We start from the raw sequence: 13227 nt of genomic DNA on the forward strand, positions 1-13227 counted from the left end.
TTTCAGGTCTGTTCAGGCGCTATTCAGGGGTGCGTTGTGCACCATGGGCGGCGCCTTACACCTGACAGGTCAACCGATGGATCACCGCAACCGTTTTCGTCTGGAATCCCTGGGCCTGTTTCTGATCGCCCTGTTGTTGTTCACCTTGGGTATCTGGGACCAGCAGCCCCAGGGCTTTGACGGTCGCTGGGCGCTGTTCCTGCAGGAAATGTTTCGCCATGGCGCGAGTCTTTTCCCCACTACTTACGGGCAGCCCTACGCGGACTACCCCGGCACAGCGACGTTCTTAAGCTTTGTGTTTGCCCGAGTGTTCGGTGCACCCAATCACTTGGCGAATATCTTGCCCACCGCACTGGCATCTGCCGGGGTGATTGCCGTGATCTACCGGCTGTTGGCCCCTCACGGTCGGCAATGGGCGCTGCTCACCGTACTGCTGACCTTGCTCACCACGCAGTTGCTCGAAAAGTCCCGCTCGGTCTGCCTCGATCAGATGGTCGCGCTGCTCTGCGTGGGCAGCTTCTATCTGCTGCACAGTGGTGAGCGCCTGGGTTCGCGCTGGCGGCAACTGGCGGTGTTTCCGTTGTTCATTCTGGCGTTTGCGATTCGTGGCCCGTTGGGGCTGATCGAAGTTTGCGGCGTGGCGTGCGTTTACTGGGCGCTCGGCCGTCCCGGCGAACGGGTCAGGCAGGTGTTGATTCACGGCGTGGTCGGCCTGGTGCTGTTGGCGGCTTGCTGGTGGCTGCTGATGAAGCTGGCGCGGATGAGCGGAGGCGATGCGTTTGCCGACGAGGTATTCAAGATGCAGGTGGGCGGGCGCCTCGATGAAAACGGTGAGCCGTTCTATTTCTACTTCCAGTTGAGTTTGTACCGTTACTTTCCCGTGGTGCCGCTGGCCCTGGCGACTTTGTTTGCGCTGCGCCACCGATGGGCGCTGCGACGGACCGATGAAGACGTGCACATGGTGGTGCGTCTCGGCGCGTGCGGCTTGATGATTCTGCTTGGCCTGTCGGTGCCGCACTTCAAACGCGCCTATTACATCCTGCCGATGGTGCCGATGTTTGCCGCTGTCGCCGCCTATGGGCTGCTGCAGGCGCAGGGCTGGCTCGCTGGCGTGCGCCGATGCTACGAATGCCTTGTCGCGGCGCTGCCAACGCTGTGCGTGATTGCCGTGCTGGTGTGTCGGCACGCGTGGCAGAAACATGGCTACTGGCCGGACGTATCGTTGCCGCTATTGTTCAGCGTATTGGTGTTGCTGCAGGTGGCGGCGCTGGTCGCCTGGCATCGGGCTGCGCGCCTGGTGTGGCTCAGCCTGATCGCACTGGCGGCGCAGTGGTTACTGCTGGTGGCGGTGGTAGAGCCTTCCAAGGACCTGCAATTCGACACCCGCACGTTTGTCGGTCAGGTCGAATCGCTTCGCGCTATAACCCCTGGACCGTTGGTGTTCGTCGATCTTGGCCAGGACACCTGGGGCGTGCGCTACATGATGAACCTGGATCACGACGAGCGACCGTTGTTCGTAGGGCGCCATGACCTGGAGAAATTGAACGCGCTGCCAAGGCCGTCCTGGGTGATTGTGGAGCGCACGGAAACGGCCTTGCTGAAGGGCTCGCCGGTGGAGCATCTGGCTCCGGCGTTCAACGGGCGATTGAATGACAATCCGTTGATGGTGTTTTTGTTGAAGTGAGTGCGACCTTGTCTGGATAAGTCTTCATGCATAAGGCCTGTCCAACTGCTCAGGGATGAATCCTTCCTCGCGTAGTGACTTGATAACGCCTCTGATCAGGTAGTTGTTGGAGAACCCGATGGTGTAATGCCGTGCACCTGGGTTAACGGGAAGAAGCATGCCCTGATCGACCAGTTTTTTTATCTGGTAGGTTCTTTGTGCTGCAGACAGGCTTGGCAGTACATCGGCAATGTCGCTTGATTTGACGACCTTCAGTTGAACCGCCGTGGTCAGAATTTTTTCCTCAATTGGCGTGATCCATTCTCGCTCTTTTGCCATGGCTATGGTGGGCGCCAGGACGTGCCTGGTCAGATAGCCATAGTCAGTCAGTCTGCTTACTTTCTCCAGTTCGTCTTTGATCCCCGCGAGAACGTAGATGCACCATGCTTCGAGTCCCTCCTTGGTGCCTGTATCGGCACTGGAGAGCATTGAATAGTACTTTTCCCGATCAATGCAGAACACAGCCGTAGGGTTCAGGACTCGACCGCCCGCGCTGACGTTGAAACCGTACTTCATTAACATTGCGCAGGTGAGAAGACGTACGACACGGCCATTGCCGTTGCCGAAGGGATGAATCCAGCCGAATCGGTGGTGGGCCAGGGCGACCTTCATCAGGTCATATTTGGGCGCATCCGGTTTATTCACGAAAGCAATCAGTTCTTGCATATACCCCTGTACCAGCACGGCATCGGGAGGCAAGTGGTCTGATTGGGCTATACGTACTCCAGCTTCACGGTATGCGCCTGGCGTGCGATCACCTTCGCGCTTCAGTCCTTGAACCGTGATCGAATGAAGTTCCCGGATTGCAAACTCGGAGAGGTCTACTCCAGGCTTCACGATGCTTTCAACGTAGTACATGGCTTTTTCGATATTTGCGATCTCTCGCAATTGATCTGAGTCTTCTGCTTTTCCATCGACTTTACTTTCGATGTAGTCCGCGAGGGTCGTATGGTTGCCCTCAATACGAGCGGAACCGAGGCTCTCCAGCGTGTGAAACAGGTCCTTAAGCTGGAAAAAAACGGCAGGTGGCGTATCGCCCCCCAGTTCCAGGCGGCGCAGATGTTCCAGTTCACTCAGAACGTCAACCAGACCTGAGTCGAATGAAGGGTTCAGAAGCTCAAGATCGTGGTGAAAAAACTCTGCCATGTCGAAAAATATCTCTAATCGATTTTTTATTATCTCAAAAAAGGAGCGCTCTGATGCCCGTAAAACGCGGGTTCAGGGTCTCAATAGGGACTACGTTATCTCAAAAAAACAATTCAGATAAGTGAAAAGCTTGAGGGGCGCAAGTGGGTTTGGCCAGGTGATCCTTCGTCAGCGGGCCTGCGCCTGAGGGGCGGTATATGGCCTGCTCAAATCGCAGGCAACAAAAAACCCGCACAAGGCGGGTTTTTTGTGTGTTTCGGATGATAGTTGCACCACCTGAAACTGATTAGTGGTGCCCAGAGACGGAATCGAACCGCCGACACGGGGATTTTCAATCCCCTGCTCTACCGACTGAGCTATCTGGGCAACGGGGCGCATTAAACGGGTTTTTCAGGGGGTCGTCAAGCAAGTTTTAGAAAAATATTTAATTATTACCGTCGCTTACGTGCTGACCCCGATTTTTGCTCAATTATTGAGCAGGTGGTACGTAGCCTTCGGCCTGGGCGTATTCCTCGCCGGAAAAGAACTTGTCCATTTCGCCCGCCAGGTATTTGCGGTCTTCGGCGTTCATCATGTTCAGGCGTTTTTCGTTGATCAGCAGGGTCTGATGTTTGAGCCAGTCGCCCCAGGCTTTGGCGGAGACATTGTCGTAAATGTCCTGGCCCTTGGCGCCCGGGTACGGAGGGCGGTCCAGGGCTGGCAGTTCTTCTTTGTACTTGCGGCACATTACGGTGCGGGTCATGACGACACTCCTGCATTCAATACGTCGGCCGCGCGCTTCAGCAGTTTTTTTACCGGGGCGGCAAGGCCCAGGCGCGGCGGGGTGGCGAGGTTATACCAGAGCCAGTCGGCCTCGGCCACGTGATGGGCCGATTCCTCGACCTGTACCAGCCAGGGTTCGATGGCCAGCTGGAAATGGCTGAAGGTGTGGATCAGCCCCGGCAGTTCCTGATGCTTGCCCAGTTCGAGCGCGTGTTGCTCGGCCAGGTGTTCGAGGTCGCCAAGGTCATCCAGCTCCGGCAGGCTCCACAACCCGCCCCACAGCCCGGTGGAGGGGCGGCGATAAAGCAGAATCGCGCCTTCGGTGTTGGCCAGCATTGGCATCAGTGTGCGTTTCTGCGGGATGGTCTTGCGTGGCTTGGGGATCGGGTAGCGCGTCTCCAGGCCGAGCATGTGGGCCTCGCAGCCTTTTTCCAGCGGGCACAGCAGGCAACTGGGTTTGCTGCGGGTGCAAAGGGTCGCGCCCATGTCCATCATCGCCTGGGTATAGGCGTTGACACGTTGATGGGGCGTGAAGCGCTCTGCGGTGGCCCATAGCTGCTTGGCTACCTTGGGTTCGCCGGGGTAGCCCTCCTGCGCGGTAAAGCGCGCCAGCACGCGTTTGACGTTGCCGTCGAGGATCGGCGCTCGCAGGCCCATGCTGAGGCTGGCAATGGCGCCGGCGGTGGACAGGCCGATGCCGGGCAGTTCGGTAAGTTTCTCGACGTCCCTGGGAAACTCGCCACCGTACTCGGCCACCACGATCTTCGCGGTCTTTTGCAGGTTGCGCGCCCGGGTGTAGTAGCCCAGGCCGGTCCACAGGTGCAGCACTTCGTCTTCCGGCGCGGCGGCCAGGGCTTCGACCGTCGGCAGCGAGGCCATGAACCGGTCGAAGTAATTGAGCACGGTGCTCACCTGGGTCTGTTGCAGCATGATCTCCGAAACCCACACCCGGTAAGGCGTGATGCCCTGTTGCCAGGGCAGGTCGTGGCGACCGTGGCGGTCGTACCAGTCGAGTACGGCCTCTGAAAACTGCTCGTTTCTCATCGTTTGAACAGGCCTTTCAAAGCATCTTTGAGCTGCGGGTTGACCTTGTCGAGCTTCTCTTCCAGTTTCTCATTGAGGCGATTGCCGGCGGCCTTGATAGCGACCTGGCCGAGGCCGTCCTTATCCAGGCGGCAGGCCTTGGCACCCAGCTCCAGCGGGCCGCGGCAGCGCAGCGGCACTTCGATGTTCTGGAAGTTGTCGCCGACCTGGCACGCCGGGTCCGGCACTTCGCGCTGGTCGCCTTCAACGATAATGCCGACGCGGTAGTCCATGCCCAGCACGCGCAGGTCGACGTCACCGTTGCCGTTGACGGTCAGGCCCGGGATACGCACTTTCAGGTCGGGGTTGCTGGCAACGCCATTGCGAAACGTGAGGTTGCCGCGCAGTTCTTCGAACGGCGTGTCCTTGCCCGGTGGCGTGCTGTTCAGGGTCTTGCGGTTGAGCAGGGCGATGCCGGTGCACACTTGCTGCTCAATGTTGGCATTGAGCAGCACGCCGTTGTTGATCACGAAGCTGGCGGTGCCGTTGAGGCTGTCGATCAGCGCTTTCTGGCTGTTGCCGCGGCCGCTGAGGTTGCTGTCGAGGGTGACCTGGCCTTTCACCGGCGGGGTTTGCCCCTGGGCTTGCAGGATGCGTTCGACCGGCACTTGCCTGATATGGCTTTGCAACGCGAGCAGCGGAATATCCTGGCGCACATCGAGCGTGCCGTTGGCCTGGAAGGTGCCGTTGTAGAGACCGCCGCTGAGGGCGTCGAGCTTGAGCTGGCCGTCGATGCCGGAGGCTTTCAGCACGGCGTTCTGGATCGGCAGTTTGCTCAAGGTCAATTGACCAAAGGCAAGGTCGGCATTCACGTCGAGGGTGCGCAGGCGGGTGAGCGGCAGCAGCTTGTCGGTGCTCCAGGCGCTTTTGGTCGGCGCGTCGGGCAGCGGCGTGGTGCCACCGGCAGCCATGGCCCCGGCTTCGCTGTTCTGCACTTCGGCCTGGCGGGCGGCGGTGGCGCCTTTGGCAGACTCGGACTTGGCCGGCAAATAGTTGTCGGCGTTGAAGGTGTCGCCCTTGAGCTGTACGCGCAGCGACTGTTTGGCGAAGTCTTCCACGGCGATGCGGCCGGTGAAGGTGCTGCCGTCGAGCTTCAGGTTCAGGTCTTCGAGCGCAACGCTGGTGGGCGTGCCCTTGAGGCGGCTGACCAGCTCGACCTTGCTCAGGCTGCCGTCGGCCATCGGCGGCAGCGTGTGGCCGACGCTGTCGAGGAATTTGGCAAGGTCGAATTGGGCGATGGACAGGGCGCCACTGAGCTGCGGGGTCTTGTCCAAATCGTTGACTTTCAGTTCGCCCAGCGCGCGCAGTTGGTTGACCGACAGTTTCAGGTTGGTCCATTCGGCGATGTTCGCCGCCTGGTCCACCAGCAACTGGCCCTGGGTGGAGAAGGTCACGGTCTTGCCCTGCAGCGGCTCGCCGGTGGCTTCACCGGTGATCTTCATGTCTTCGAACTGGTAGCGCTTGAGGGCGCGCTGGATGCGCAGGTTGCCGTTGAGCTCGGTCTTGACGCGCATCACCGGCTGGTTGCTGCCGAAGAACGCGGTGAGCTTCACCGGAATGCTTGCGCCTTCATGCACGGCGCCGGCGCTCAGCTGGATGCTCTCGGCGCTGAACTGCTTGCCGGTCTGCTCATCGTTGTATTCGACGCGGGCGTTGTTGATCGTCAGGCTGTCGATGTCCAGGCGGATTGGTTGCGGCGGCTTCTCCGGTTTGGTCTCGGCCACGGGTTCCGTTGGGGCAGGAGCAGGGGTGTCGGCCGTCGCATCGGGGGCATTCTTGCCGATATCTTCCCAGTTGCCATGGCCCTGCCTGTCGCGGTTCAGACGCAGGTTCAGGCCTTCGACCCGCACATCGCTCATCTGCACTTCGCGGCGCAGCAGGGGCAGCACGCGCACCGACAGGCCGAGCATTTGCAGATCAGCGAATGGCTGGGTCGGGGTAGTCAGAGTGGCCACGCTGGCGTCATGCAGTTCAAGACCGAGCCAGGGGAACAGGCTCCAGCCGATATCGCCATTAAGCGTCAGCTCGATGTGGGCCTTGTCGCGGGCAATCTGGCGAATCTCTTCCTTGTAGTCGTTGGGATCGAAGAGGTGGGTCAGGGCAAAGCCGAGAGCCACAATGATCAGCAACAGCCCGAGGAGTACCAGACCCAGGATTTTGCCGAACGCTTTCATGGGCGAGTCCTTGTATGTCGATTTCAAAATTTAGCCGCAGAGTATAACGCCCGGCGGCCTGAGTCAGTTCAGCGATCGTTACATTGTATCCAGATCGAGCGGAACAGGAATTTGGCGTCAGAAAAAACGAATTTCCTGAAAAAGTGATATCAGTTTGGTTTTTCTTGCCTCTACAGGTGCTAATCTCTGCGCGTTCGTCCGCCTTCTGCGACCTATCGTCGCGCCAAAATGGAGCTTTACTCGACCACCACGGCCACGCTTTGCGTGCAACGCCGAGGGGGAGAGCGCCTGACGGACACATACTAACAACTGGGGGAAACACCAATGAGCACAAAGCCTGCGTTCCTGTCCAAGGAGCGCATTATCGCCAAGCCGGGGTTCAACCGCTGGCTGGTTCCACCGGCCGCCCTGGCCATCCACCTGTGCATCGGCATGGCCTACGGCTTCTCGGTGTTCTGGCTGCCGCTGTCCAAAGCGCTGGGTATTACTGCGCCGGTCGCGTGTGCACCGGACATGAGCTTTATCACGCAGGTCTTTTCGTCCCAGTGTGACTGGCCCATCTCCATGCTGGGCTGGATCTACACCCTGTTTTTCATTTTCCTGGGCTGCTCGGCAGCGATCTGGGGCGGCTGGCTGGAACACGCCGGGCCGCGCAAGGCTGGCGTTGTATCGGCCCTGTGCTGGTGCGGCGGCCTGTTGATCTCGGCGCTGGGTATCTATACCCACCAGATCTGGCTGATGTGGATCGGTTCCGGCGTGATTGGCGGTATCGGCCTGGGCCTGGGTTATATCTCGCCCGTTTCGACCCTGATCAAGTGGTTCCCGGACAAGCGCGGCATGGCCACCGGCATGGCGATCATGGGCTTCGGCGGCGGTGCGATGGTGGGTGCACCCCTGGCCGCAGCGCTGATGGGTCACTTCGCTTCGCCAACCAGCGTGGGCGTGTGGCAGAGCTTCCTGGTGATGGCTGCGATCTACTTCGTGTTCATGATCGGCGGCGCACTGTCCTACCGCGTACCGCCGACCGGCTGGAAGCCTGAGGGCTGGACGGCACCGGCGAAAAAAGCCAGCAATGCGATGATCACCCACCGTCACGTGCACGTAAACGTGGCCTGGAAAACCCCGCAATTCCGTCTGGTGTGGCTGGTGCTGTGCCTGAACGTTTCCGCCGGTATCGGCATCCTGGGCATGGCTTCGCCGCTGCTGCAGGAAGTGTTCGGCGGCAAGTTGCTGGGCGTGAATGTGCCGTTTGGCCAGTTGGATGCCGGGCAACTGGCGTCGATTGCTGCGATTGCGGCGGGCTTTACCGGTCTGTTGAGCCTGTTCAACATCGGCGGCCGGTTCTTCTGGGCGTCGTTCTCTGACTACCTGGGCCGCAAAAACACCTACTTCGTGTTCTTCGCCCTGGGCTTTGCTCTGTACGCGCTGATTCCGAACCTGGGGCACCTGGGCAACGTGGCGCTGTTCGTGGCGGCGTTCTGCGTGATCCTGTCGATGTACGGCGGCGGTTTCGCCACCGTGCCGGCTTACCTGGCCGACCTGTTCGGTACGCAAATGGTCGGTGCGATCCACGGTCGCTTGCTGACCGCCTGGGCTGCGGCCGGCGTGCTGGGCCCGGTGCTGGTGAACTACCTGCGTGAATATCAATTGAGCATTGGCGTTGAACGCGCTGCGGCCTATGACATCACCTTGTACATCCTCGCCGGTCTTTTAGTGCTGGGCTTCATCTGCAACCTGCTGGTGCGTCCGGTGGCCGACAAGTACTTCATGAGCGACGCCGAACTGGCTGCCGAACAGGCGCTGGGCCATGACAAGGGCGCTGATGCCTCCACCGTGCTGGAGTGGAAAGCCTCCCCAGGCAGCAAGCCGCTGGCGATTGCCGCCTGGCTGGTGGTGGGTATTCCGTTGGCGTGGGGTGTGTGGGTGACCCTGCAGAAGACGGCGGTACTGTTCCACTGATAACACCGCAATACCTTGTGGGAGGGAGCAAGCCCCCTCCCACATTGGGGGTGCCGAGTTCGCATCAGTGGGTTCCAGTTGTATGCACATGTCTATCCCCGACACTCCATCAGTCTTATCCCCTCCGATGTTTCTGTTTGCCGCCCGCACCCCTATAATGGCCACCTTTTTCGCCCAATGATTTGCGGAGCTGGTGATGGTCGAACGTATGGCGTCCGTCGAGCGCGACACTCTGGAAACCCAGATCAAAGCCTCGATCAACCTGGATGGCACCGGAAAGGCCCGATTTGATATCGGTGTCCCCTTCCTTGAGCACATGCTGGACCAGATCGCCCGTCACGGGCTGATCGACCTGGATATCGTCAGCAAGGGCGACCTGCACATCGACGACCACCACACGGTGGAAGACGTGGGCATCACCCTCGGCCAGGCCTTTGCCAAGGCCATCGGCGACAAAAAAGGCATCCGTCGCTACGGCCACGCCTATGTCCCGCTGGATGAAGCGCTGTCGCGCGTGGTTATCGACTTTTCCGGTCGCCCGGGCCTGCAGATGCACGTGCCTTACACCCGCGCCACCGTAGGCGGCTTCGACGTCGACCTGTTCCAGGAATTCTTCCAGGGGTTCGTCAACCACGCACTCGTCAGCCTGCACATCGACAACCTGCGCGGCACCAACACCCACCACCAGATCGAAACCGTGTTCAAGGCCTTCGGCCGCGCGCTGCGCATGGCCGTGGAGCTGGACGATCGCATGGCCGGGCAAATGCCGTCGACCAAGGGCGTCCTGTAATGCAGACGGTCGCGGTTATCGATTACGGCATGGGCAACCTGCACTCGGTGGCCAAGGCCCTCGAGCACGTGGGTGCCGGCAAGGTGCTGATCACCAGCGATGCCGATGTGATTCGCGAAGCCGACCGCGTGGTGTTCCCCGGTGTGGGCGCGATTCGCGACTGCATGGCCGAGATTCGCCGCCTGGGCTTTGACAGCCTGGTGCGTGAAGTCAGCCAGGACCGTCCGTTCCTCGGTATCTGCGTGGGCATGCAAGCCCTGCTGGATCGCAGTGAAGAGAACAATGGCGTCGATTGCATCGGCCTGTTCCCCGGTGAGGTGAAGTTCTTCGGCAAAGACCTGCACGAAGACGGCGCCCACTTGAAAGTCCCGCACATGGGCTGGAACGAAGTGCGCCAGACGCTGGATCACCCGTTGTGGCATGAGGTGCCGGACATGGCGCGCTTCTACTTCGTGCACAGCTACTACATCGCCGCCGGTAAAGCGGGCCAGGTGGCGGGCGGCGGGCATTACGGCGTCGACTTCGCCGCAGCGCTGGCCGAAGGTTCGCGTTTTGCCGTGCAGTTCCATCCGGAAAAAAGCCATACCCATGGCCTGCAATTGCTGCAGAACTTCGCCGCGTGGGATGGCCGCTGGTAATGGCCAGGAAGGCCAAAGCACCGATCTTGACCCTCACGCCCGAGCAGGAGCGTGAGGCCACCGACAAGATCAAGCGCTTCATGCAGGACCGTTTCGAGCTCACGCTGGGCTCGTTCGAAGTGGCCGAGATTCTTGAGCTGTTCACCCTTGAGGTGGCGCCGCACTATTACAACAGGGCGATTTTCGACACGCAGACGCTCCTTAAAGAAAGGTTCGAAAGCCTCGAAAGCGACCTGTGGTCGCTTGAGAAACCCTGATTTCCCAAGCATTGCTGAATATCGAATAAGGTTTGCCAGATGCTGATTATCCCCGCTATCGATCTCAAGGACGGCGCTTGCGTACGTCTGCGCCAGGGCCGCATGGAAGACTCCACGGTATTCTCCGATGACCCGGTGAGCATGGCCGCCAAGTGGGTGGAAGGGGGCTGCCGTCGCCTGCATCTGGTGGACCTGAACGGCGCGTTCGAAGGCCAGCCGGTCAATGGTGAGGTAGTCACCGCCATCGCCAAACGCTACCCCAACCTGCCGATCCAGATCGGTGGCGGTATCCGCTCCCTGGAAACCATCGAACACTACGTCAAGGCGGGCGTGAGCTACGTGATCATCGGCACCAAGGCCGTGAAAGACCCGGCCTTCGTCGCCGAGGCCTGCCGCGCGTTCCCGGGCAAGGTGATCGTGGGCCTGGATGCCAAGGACGGTTTCGTCGCCACCGACGGCTGGGCTGAAATCAGCACCGTGCAGGTGATCGACCTGGCCAAACAGTTCGAAGCCGACGGCGTCTGCGCCATCGTTTATACCGACATCGCCAAAGACGGCATGATGCAGGGCTGCAACGTGCCGTTTACCGCTGCGCTGGCCGCCGCGACGAAGATTCCGGTGATTGCTTCCGGCGGCATCCATAACCTGGGCGATATCAAGTCGCTGCTGGACGCCAAGGCGCCTGGCATCATCGGCGCCATCACCGGCCGTGCGATTTATGAGGGCACCCTGGATGTGTCCGAAGCTCAGGCCCTGTGTGATGGCTATGAGGCCAGCTTCAAGTTGTAAGCTGCAAGCTGCAAGTAAAAGCAGACCCGCTTCTACTTGCAGCTTGCAGCTCAAAGCTTGCAACTCTTATCGGAGATAAGCCCATGGCGCTGGCCAAACGCATCATCCCTTGCCTGGACGTCGACAACGGTCGCGTGGTCAAGGGCGTCAAGTTCGAGAACATCCGGGATGCCGGCGACCCGGTGGAAATCGCCCGTCGCTACGATGAGCAGGGTGCCGACGAGATTACCTTTCTCGACATCACCGCCAGCGTCGACGGCCGTGACACCACGCTGCATACCGTCGAGCGCATGGCCAGCCAGGTGTTCATCCCGCTGACAGTGGGCGGTGGCGTGCGTACCGTGCAGGATATTCGCAACCTGCTCAATGCCGGTGCCGACAAGGTCTCGATCAACACTGCCGCGGTGTTCAACCCTGAGTTCGTCGGCGAGGCTGCGCAGCACTTCGGTTCGCAATGCATCGTAGTCGCTATCGACGCCAAGAAAGTCTCGGGCCCCGGCGAAACCCTGCGCTGGGAGATCTTCACCCACGGCGGGCGCAGGCCTACCGGCCTGGACGCGGTGGAGTGGGCGATGAAGATGGAAGGCCTGGGCGCCGGTGAAATCCTGCTGACCAGCATGGACCAGGACGGCATGAAAAACGGCTTTGACCTGGGCGTGACCCGCGCCATCAGCGACGCGCTCGGCATCCCGGTGATCGCCTCCGGCGGCGTCGGCAACCTGCAGCACCTGGCCGATGGCGTGATCGAAGGCCACGCCAGCGCAGTGCTGGCGGCGAGCATTTTCCACTTCGGCGAATACACCGTTCCCGAGGCCAAGGCCTACATGGCCGCGCGCGGTATCGTGGTGCGCTAAACGTTGCTGGACAGCATGGCAGGCGCGCGGCACTCTCTGCGCTTGCCATGGATTCCGGTAGCCTACATGTTCAAACAACTCCTGCTTGCCACGTCCCTGCTGTTGGCAGGTGCGGCCCACGCCGACGAACCCTCTGACGCCGCGATGGTGTTGCTGACGGAAAATTTTCCGCCCTACAACATGGCAAAAAACGGCAAGAATTTCGCCAGGGACGAGAACATCGAAGGCATCGCCGCAGATATCGTGCGCGAGACCTTCAAGCGCGCCGGCATTGCCTACAACCTCACCCTGCGTTTCCCATGGGAGCGCATCTATAAACTCACCCTGGAAAAGCCCGGCTACGGCGTCTTCGTGATGGCGCGCCTGCCCGAGCGTGAAGCGCTGTTCAAATGGGTCGGCCCCATCGGCCCGGACGATTGGGTGCTGCTGGCCAAGGCCGACAGCAGGATTGAGCTCAACAGCCTCGAGCAGGCGCGCCGCTATAAAATCGGTGCCTACAAGGGCGATGCCATTGCCCAGACTCTGGACAGGCAAGGCCTGAAGCCGCTGGTTGTGCTGCGCGATCAGGACAATGCGCAACGACTCATGGACGGCCAGATCGATCTCTGGGCCACCGGCGATCCCGCCGGGCGCTACCTTGCGCGCCAGGTCGGCGTGACCGGGCTCAAGACCGTGTTGCGCTTCAACAGCGCGCAACTCTACCTCGCGCTGAACAAGAACGTGTCGGATGAGCTGGTGGCCAAGCTTCAGGCCACGCTGGATCAATTGCGTAAAGACGGCGTGGTCGAAGAGATCATGGCGCGCTACCTTTAACCTGCAGTCACCAGCTCCCACGACTGCAGCACGGCAATCAGCGGGACAAGCACGGTCAAAAATGTGGGAGGCTCCGCCAAGTCTTCGACTTAGCGCTGTCGCGCAGCAAACTGGGGCCTCTGTGGCGAGCGGGCTTGCCCCGCGTTGGGGTGCGAAGCGCCCCCAATCCAGCAAAACGCGGTGTACCTGATACGGCTCAGCGCCTGGTTTTGGGGCTGCTGCGCAGCCCAACGCAGGAC

12 protein-coding genes and 1 tRNA gene are annotated in these 13227 nt (G+C 60.5%); 8 read left to right on the forward strand and 5 right to left on the reverse strand.

The features are described 5' to 3' along the window. Nucleotides 1-76: 76 nt before the first annotated feature. Nucleotides 77-1684, forward strand: coding sequence for a hypothetical protein (locus VRB54_RS01410; protein WP_338479243.1), 1608 nt, complete (start codon nucleotides 77-79; stop codon nucleotides 1682-1684). A 24-nt stretch (nucleotides 1685-1708) separates the two neighbouring features. Here the strand turns inward: VRB54_RS01410 and VRB54_RS01415 are convergent, their stop codons facing one another. The 5 genes from VRB54_RS01415 to VRB54_RS01435 form a co-directional block, all read right to left on the reverse strand. Continuing rightward, nucleotides 1709-2869, reverse strand: coding sequence for a Fic family protein (locus VRB54_RS01415; RefSeq protein ID WP_338479244.1), 1161 nt, complete (start codon nucleotides 2867-2869; stop codon nucleotides 1709-1711). A gap of 290 nt (nucleotides 2870-3159) precedes the next feature. Continuing rightward, nucleotides 3160-3235 (reverse strand) — tRNA-Phe (locus tag VRB54_RS01420). Nucleotides 3236-3338: 103 nt separating this feature from the next. After that, nucleotides 3339-3611: an oxidative damage protection protein gene (locus tag VRB54_RS01425; protein ID WP_057008576.1), complete on the reverse strand. Its 273-nt coding sequence runs from the start codon at nucleotides 3609-3611 to the stop codon at nucleotides 3339-3341. Continuing rightward, nucleotides 3608-4675, reverse strand: a complete 1068-nt coding sequence (gene mutY, locus VRB54_RS01430; protein ID WP_338479245.1) for an A/G-specific adenine glycosylase — start codon at nucleotides 4673-4675, stop codon at nucleotides 3608-3610. The genes VRB54_RS01425 and mutY overlap by 4 nt, the downstream gene beginning before the upstream one ends. Then, complete coding sequence (locus VRB54_RS01435; RefSeq protein WP_338479246.1) at nucleotides 4672-6888, reverse strand: AsmA family protein; 2217 nt, start codon at nucleotides 6886-6888, stop codon at nucleotides 4672-4674. The genes mutY and VRB54_RS01435 overlap by 4 nt, the downstream gene beginning before the upstream one ends. Nucleotides 6889-7212: 324 nt before the next feature. On the opposite strand from VRB54_RS01435, the gene VRB54_RS01440 reads away from it, so the two are divergent. The 7 genes from VRB54_RS01440 (at nucleotide 7213) to VRB54_RS01470 (ending at nucleotide 12988) form a co-directional block, all read left to right on the forward strand. Next, nucleotides 7213-8847: an OFA family MFS transporter gene (locus VRB54_RS01440; RefSeq protein ID WP_209987433.1), complete on the forward strand. Its 1635-nt coding sequence runs from the start codon at nucleotides 7213-7215 to the stop codon at nucleotides 8845-8847. Between the two features lie 196 nt (nucleotides 8848-9043). Next, entirely contained in the window at nucleotides 9044-9637 is a 594-nt protein-coding gene (hisB, locus tag VRB54_RS01445) for an imidazoleglycerol-phosphate dehydratase HisB (RefSeq protein WP_003237513.1), read from the forward strand. Continuing rightward, entirely contained in the window at nucleotides 9637-10275 is a 639-nt protein-coding gene (gene hisH / locus VRB54_RS01450) for an imidazole glycerol phosphate synthase subunit HisH (protein WP_338479247.1), read from the forward strand. Before hisB ends, hisH begins: the two co-directional genes overlap by 1 nt. Next, nucleotides 10275-10532, forward strand: coding sequence for a DUF2164 domain-containing protein (locus tag VRB54_RS01455; RefSeq protein ID WP_231422697.1), 258 nt, complete (start codon nucleotides 10275-10277; stop codon nucleotides 10530-10532). Before hisH ends, VRB54_RS01455 begins: the two co-directional genes overlap by 1 nt. A gap of 39 nt (nucleotides 10533-10571) precedes the next feature. Then, nucleotides 10572-11321 carry a 1-(5-phosphoribosyl)-5-[(5-phosphoribosylamino)methylideneamino]imidazole-4-carboxamide isomerase gene (hisA, locus tag VRB54_RS01460; RefSeq protein ID WP_338479248.1) on the forward strand — a complete coding sequence of 250 codons (750 nt, stop codon included), beginning with the start codon at nucleotides 10572-10574 and terminating at the stop codon, nucleotides 11319-11321. A gap of 83 nt (nucleotides 11322-11404) precedes the next feature. Next, nucleotides 11405-12175 (forward strand): imidazole glycerol phosphate synthase subunit HisF, encoded by a 771-nt coding sequence (gene hisF, locus VRB54_RS01465; protein ID WP_338479249.1) that lies wholly within the window; start codon nucleotides 11405-11407, stop codon nucleotides 12173-12175. Between the two features lie 66 nt (nucleotides 12176-12241). Next, nucleotides 12242-12988 carry an ABC transporter substrate-binding protein gene (locus tag VRB54_RS01470; protein ID WP_338479250.1) on the forward strand — a complete coding sequence of 249 codons (747 nt, stop codon included), beginning with the start codon at nucleotides 12242-12244 and terminating at the stop codon, nucleotides 12986-12988. Nucleotides 12989-13227: the final 239 nt, after the last annotated feature.

The sequence above is a fragment of the Pseudomonas trivialis genome, from assembly GCF_036864995.1.
GTDB classification, from domain to species: domain Bacteria; phylum Pseudomonadota; class Gammaproteobacteria; order Pseudomonadales; family Pseudomonadaceae; genus Aquipseudomonas; species Aquipseudomonas trivialis.

Excerpts from the sequence above, each read along its gene's own strand:
- VRB54_RS01410 (WP_338479243.1), top strand. The coding sequence starts at position 77 with ATGGATCACCGCAACCGTTTTCGTCTGGAATCCCTGGGCCTGTTTCTG.
- VRB54_RS01415 (WP_338479244.1), bottom strand. The coding sequence starts at position 2,869 with ATGGCAGAGTTTTTTCACCACGATCTTGAGCTTCTGAACCCTTCATTC.
- VRB54_RS01425 (WP_057008576.1), bottom strand. The coding sequence starts at position 3,611 with ATGACCCGCACCGTAATGTGCCGCAAGTACAAAGAAGAACTGCCAGCC.
- mutY (WP_338479245.1), bottom strand. The coding sequence starts at position 4,675 with ATGAGAAACGAGCAGTTTTCAGAGGCCGTACTCGACTGGTACGACCGC.
- VRB54_RS01435 (WP_338479246.1), bottom strand. The coding sequence starts at position 6,888 with ATGAAAGCGTTCGGCAAAATCCTGGGTCTGGTACTCCTCGGGCTGTTG.
- VRB54_RS01440 (WP_209987433.1), top strand. The coding sequence starts at position 7,213 with ATGAGCACAAAGCCTGCGTTCCTGTCCAAGGAGCGCATTATCGCCAAG.
- hisB (WP_003237513.1), top strand. The coding sequence starts at position 9,044 with ATGGTCGAACGTATGGCGTCCGTCGAGCGCGACACTCTGGAAACCCAG.
- hisH (WP_338479247.1), top strand. The coding sequence starts at position 9,637 with ATGCAGACGGTCGCGGTTATCGATTACGGCATGGGCAACCTGCACTCG.
- VRB54_RS01455 (WP_231422697.1), top strand. The coding sequence starts at position 10,275 with ATGGCCAGGAAGGCCAAAGCACCGATCTTGACCCTCACGCCCGAGCAG.
- hisA (WP_338479248.1), top strand. The coding sequence starts at position 10,572 with ATGCTGATTATCCCCGCTATCGATCTCAAGGACGGCGCTTGCGTACGT.
- hisF (WP_338479249.1), top strand. The coding sequence starts at position 11,405 with ATGGCGCTGGCCAAACGCATCATCCCTTGCCTGGACGTCGACAACGGT.
- VRB54_RS01470 (WP_338479250.1), top strand. The coding sequence starts at position 12,242 with ATGTTCAAACAACTCCTGCTTGCCACGTCCCTGCTGTTGGCAGGTGCG.